Source organism: Streptococcus sp. GMD4S (genome assembly GCF_000296955.1).
The window spans coordinates 1-5,566 of sequence record NZ_AJRE01000088.1 but is presented as its reverse complement, the minus strand read 5'-3'; the positions used below and the strand labels follow the sequence as shown (position 1 = coordinate 5,566).

Genomic DNA, 5,566 nt, shown 5'->3' with positions numbered 1-5,566 from the left:
GCAAAAGGATGGTCGTAGTTGGTTTTGACACGCTCTTCAAAGGTCAAGTGAGACTGATCCTTGTAGTATGAATCATGCTCAATCATGGAAATCTTTTCATCAGGAAAATGAGATAAAATGGCTCTTGAAACACTGGTCTTACCACCACCAGAACCACCTGTCACTCCGATAATGATTGGTCTATTTTGCATGCTATCCTCCGTTTTTTTATCCGTCGTCTATTCTATCACATTTTTTGCAAAATTTATAGTCTGATTTTGGATAGTCTAGGGGAAACATCAATCTATCCCCACAATCTAGTGAAACTAGCTAAAAACCTTCCTTGGTTTGTAGAAATTGCCCCTTTTTTCTAGAATGGCTAGCAATGTATCTCCCTCAAAGGCAGCCAGTTCTTGGTCTGTTTGGTCTAGCTCGATAAAACGACCAAACCGCACTTCTGTAGCCTCTTCTGGAGTTAGGATAACTTTGACAAGGTCCCCTGTACCAATCTCTAGAGGATGGAGAAAGTCCAGTTGACCAGCCTCCACTTTTTCAGCAATTTCTTTCAAAGTCAAGGCATCTTCTAACTGCAAACCAGCTGCACTAGTACGTGTTAGGTGGGACATATGGGCCGCATAACCCAGCTTCTTACCTAAATCAACCGATAAGGTACGGATATAAGTCCCCTTACTGCATTTCACACGAAAGGTAAAACGCGCAAGTTCGCTCTCATAAGAAATCGGACTTGTCCGTTCAAATTGATAAATAGTCACCTGACGTTCTGGACGCTCCACTTCCTGACCTGCACGCGCATACTCATAGAGCTTGCGACCATTAACCTTGACAGCCGAGTACATAGGTGGAATCTGAGTGATAGGCCCAGTCAGACTAGCAATCGCTTCATCGACAATGGTTTCATCCAAGAGCGACAAAACAGGGGTCTCTGCGATCACTTCTCCACTGGCATCCTCAGTCGTCGTTGAATAACCTAGAGTGATTTCCCCCTCATAGACCTTGCCCTCGTCCTGCATAAATTCGACCATACGGGTTGCCTTGCCAACCGCGATTGGCAGAACTCCCACTACATCCGGATCCAAGGTCCCACCATGACCAATTTTCTTGGTTCCCAAAATCTTACGCAGCTTAAAAACCGCATCATGCGAGGTCATCCCCGCTTCTTTTTTTAAGTTGATAATACCGTTCATGTGTTGCTTTCTGATTTCATTCATGAAATATCTTCTTCAAGAATTGTAATGTAATTATCTTTTGTAACAAAAGATAATGTGGCTAATCTTCTTGCTTGGTTCATAACTATCCTATCAAATACATTTCTTACAAATCGCCCATTTGCATTTTTATTTTCAGGATTGTTACTATGTAATTCTAAATATTTTTTTAATGTTTCTTTTGCAGAATCATGCAAAATGTATTCTTCATTTTTACAATGTGAAAGAAAAATGTCAAACATTTGGTCCACAGTATAATCTTCAAACGTAATAAAATAATTAAATCTTGATTTTAACCCAGGATTAGATTCAAAAAATTTTTTCATCAATTCATCATATCCAGCAACAATAACCACCAAATCATCTCGATAGTCTTCTAATGCTTTAGTTAACTCAGTTAAACACTCTCGACCATAACTATCACTTTTATCGTTTTCAGTAATACTATATGCTTCATCAATAAACAATACACCACCTTTGGCTTTTTGTATCAATCTCTTAACTTTAGAAGCCGTTTGTCCTTGATATTCTGCTATTAAGTCTGTTCTACTTGCCTCAATAAAGTGGCCTTTACTTAATATTCCTAATGACCGGTACATATTCCCAACGATTCTAGCCACAGTAGTTTTACCAGTACCTGGATTACCTAAAAACGCCATATGCATCGTTCTATTTGTTTTTTTAAGACCGATTTTTTCTCTACTTTGCTGAACTTTATTAAATGCGACTAGATCTTCAATCTCTTTCTTCACATTTTCTAAACCTATTAATGACTTTAAATCATTTGCTAATGCTTCAAATGATTTATTATTTGTTTCTTTCAAAATCAAATAATTTGTATCAATAACTCTAGAGCCAAGATATTTATACAATAATTCCAATATGCTAGTTTGCTTATCTTTGATTGTAGAGAATGTCTCTTTAGTAGTTAAGTTTCCTAATCGTTTTATAAACTCTAAGTCAGCATTTTTAACATTATCAACAATATCTTGAAGAATTACTTCTAATTCATAAGTACTATTTGTTAAATCATCAATTTTCTTCACTTCTGATTTTAACAACTTTAAATAAGTTTCACTAATCATCTACATTCCTTTAAACAATAGAAATAATACTATTAAAACAACAGCGACTACAAGAGTATAGAATCCTTTTCTTAGAAAAACAATCTCTTTTTGTTTCTCTTCTAGTTTTGTTTCAAGACTTTCAACAATTAACTTTAGATTATCTCTCTCTGTTATTGATTTATTATTGATTTCATCAAGGAAATTTTTAAAATTATTTTGTTTTTCTTCAACTTGTAAATGCAAATCGTTAAAACTATTTTCTATTTTCACTAATGTTTTTAGATTCGCTTTTAAAGTATCAATTTCAATTTGAATTTCACTTTGCTTCTCTTCAAGTTGTTCTAACTCTTCTAGCTTTTTATGATGTTTCTTCAATATATCAATTAAATCTTTATTCTGGTTAAAAACGTCATCTAATAGTTTTTTATTACCAGTTTGATATTCTTCTATCTCGTGCAATCCCTGCATAGCTTTATCATTTGCCTCTTTGGCTGCAATCAAAGACTTTGAAATACTTTGAATATACTCATCATCCAATATTTGGAAAGTTTCATAAATGGTATTAAATTCCTGAATAATCTTTTTAATATGCTTGTTTTGTTCAATCATTCTATTTTGAACAGCATCGGTGAGAGCATTTAAATCCTTACCTTTAACATCATATTCCATACCAATAAATCCTAGCATAGGATCGTCTTGTGGGACAGTCGGTAAATCTGATTGTTCTGGAATTTCTTCACTAAAAGCTTTCAACGCTTCTTTTTTTTCATTAAATCTTTCAGACTTTGCTAAAACCTGAATCTCTAATTCTTCTGACATAACATTCTCCTATAGTAAATCGTTTAATGCACTTTGCATTTCTTCAAGTTCACTTTGCTTTTCATCAAAGTACATTTCGTTAGCTAATAATCGCTGTTTGAAATCAATCTTTGAATTAGAAAACTCCTCTTGAACATTACCAAGAAGTTCTCTTAGTTTTTGATGGTTCTTAGCCATCTTAATGAATATATCATTTCGCTTAACAGCAACATTTTGCTCGGCAACAAAAATTTGAACATCCTGAATTCTTAACAATTCGTTTTTCTTATTAGCTTGTTTCTTTTGATTTTCCTCAATTAATTTTTTTGAAATAAATTGATCAAGTCTATTAATAATTACAGCACCTAATATACCTGTCAATAAACTCGCCAAAAACATGCCTAAGATATTTGCAATGGTCCCTAATAATGGTATTAGAGTTTGCATTCCTGATATTGTTAATAAATACTTTTCAAAATATTCTCCTAAAAACATTGCACCTACACCTACTAGTGCAGAAGTAATAATTTTTGAAATGTGAGCTATCTTAATTGCTGTAGAATGTGTTTGATTTTCTGGGTTAGATAAATAAGAAATGCTTTCTCTGATAGAACCAAATAATTGTTTAATCAAGTTTGGAAGTTTTTGTAATTTCTGGTTAAATGCGCCGATAATTTCTCCAACAATGCTTCCAACAAAACTATCTACACCTACTTTAATAAAATCTTTGATTTTGCCAAAAAATGAATGAAGTGCTTTTTTCATTTCCTCTATAAATGTATCAAAAGATTGTTTTTTTGCTTTAAAATACCTCACTAAAGCATTCATAATTTCCTTCAACATCCCAAATAATGCTGCAATAAACATAGCTTTAACTGCATCTTTACCTGCCTTGTTCGCCATTCTTACAGAAGCTTTCTTTGCAATATCCTTATTAATAGCTTTCTTCGCTGTTTTTTCAGATTTGAGCATTTTCTTCGAATCGGCAGCTAATTTATCATTTAATCTTTTATTATTTTCAGCTTTAAGATTTCGCTTTTCGGCATCTGAGATATTCATCTTATCAATTTTCTCATTGGCTCTTTGAACTTGATTCCTAAGTTCTTTTTCCCTCAGTTCTCTATTCTTTATATATTCACTATTGGATTTTGCTCCTTTACTTTTATTAAGTGATTCGTTTGTTGCAGCAAGATTTTCTGATTTGTTTGCTAAATCCGCAGTTTCTATATCAGCAATCTTTCTCCAAGGATTTTCAAAAATTTGTTTACGTGCTACAACGTGATCTAAATTAGCTTTTTCATTTACTTTTAATGTTTTTCCGGTGTATTCATCCTTCAAGTTTCCTGATTTTTGCTTTTCTTTCATAGCATTATTTGCATCAGTATACCTTGTATCTTTTAGTATCTTACTACCTTCTTTTTTTGTATAGCCATTAGGGTTATTATCATTATACTGCTTAAGAAGAGTATCACTTGTCATATCTAAGCCAATTTGATTCGCAAATTGATCCCAGATTTCATCTAAAATAACATCTCCTAGTTTATCTGGTGAACTAATTTCTTTACATTCTATTTCTAATTTTTCGAGATTAGAAAACTCCATTGTAAATTGCTGTTCCAATAGTTCTTCTAATTCGTCATAATTTAAATTTTCAGACTCATTTACTTCTTCAGTATTCAATACTAATAATTCATTTGCCACTGCTTTCTATTCTCCCTTCAAGGCATCAAACTTCGCTTTCATGGTTGGATTTTTTCGGGTCAATTTTTTAACCGAAACATCTTCCAACTTATTGTTTGCGAGGCGGAGTTGGTTTTCGGATGTGGTTAGGAACTTCTTGACCTCTTCCATGCGTTTGATGGCCTTGTCGATTTCATCAATAGCTTTGCCAAAGTTGGTCGAAGCAGAGTTGTAGTTCTTGGCAAAAGCTAGTTTAAAGGCATCCAAATCTTCCTCAAAATGCGTAATATCGATATTTTGCTCGCGAACCAAGGCCAACTCCTGCTTGTATTTTAGAGAATTAAGCGCTGCATTACGCAAGAGCCCAATCAACTGAATAAAGAATTGAGGACGAACCACATACATCTTTTCATACTCATGACTGACGTCCACAATCCCAGTGTTAAAGTAGTCATTATCTGCCTCAAGCATGGTCACTAAAACCGCATACTCGCAGTTCTTTTCCCGACGGTCCTTGTCCAATTCCTTGTAAAAATCTGCATTCTTATGCTTCTTCTCCGTCCCATCCGCTTCGTTTTTCATTTCAAACATGATGGAAATGAATTCTAGACCATTTTCATCAAAATCACGGAAGATAAAGTCCCCCTTAGATCCTCGCGCAGAAACCTTGTTATCCTTCTCAAAGTAGGCATTTGGAAAGGCAAAACTACGAACCTTGTTAAACTCACTCTCTGCATACTGTTCCAAACTTTCCCCGATAGCTTTTGTGGATTGTTGGGCTTTGAAATTCTTATAGAACTCGACCTGTTCACTAGC

Annotated in this window: 5 protein-coding genes and 1 pseudogene; all 6 read right to left on the bottom strand. The window is 34.2% G+C overall.

Going from position 1 to position 5,566, the window contains the following annotated elements:
* Positions 1-191 (bottom strand): annotated as a pseudogene (locus GMD4S_RS06800) (uridine kinase); the annotation flags it as partial.
* Positions 192-305: 114 nt separating this feature from the next.
* The gene (gene truB / locus GMD4S_RS06795) at positions 306-1,184 is read right to left on the bottom strand and encodes a tRNA pseudouridine(55) synthase TruB (protein WP_008289372.1); all 879 of its coding nucleotides are present in this window, start codon (positions 1,182-1,184) and stop codon (positions 306-308) included.
* A 20-nt stretch (positions 1,185-1,204) separates the two neighbouring features.
* Complete coding sequence (locus GMD4S_RS06790) at positions 1,205-2,290, bottom strand: AAA family ATPase (protein ID WP_000622662.1); 1,086 nt, start codon at positions 2,288-2,290, stop codon at positions 1,205-1,207.
* Complete coding sequence (locus GMD4S_RS06785; RefSeq protein ID WP_001288177.1) at positions 2,291-3,091, bottom strand: hypothetical protein; 801 nt, start codon at positions 3,089-3,091, stop codon at positions 2,291-2,293. It abuts the gene before it with no gap.
* 9 nt (positions 3,092-3,100) lie between these two features.
* Positions 3,101-4,771, bottom strand: coding sequence for a hypothetical protein (locus GMD4S_RS06780; RefSeq protein ID WP_001262694.1), 1,671 nt, complete (start codon positions 4,769-4,771; stop codon positions 3,101-3,103).
* Positions 4,772-4,777: 6 nt separating this feature from the next.
* On the bottom strand, positions 4,778-5,566 hold a 789-nt coding region (locus GMD4S_RS06775), incomplete at its 5' end, for a DUF2130 domain-containing protein (protein ID WP_000851656.1).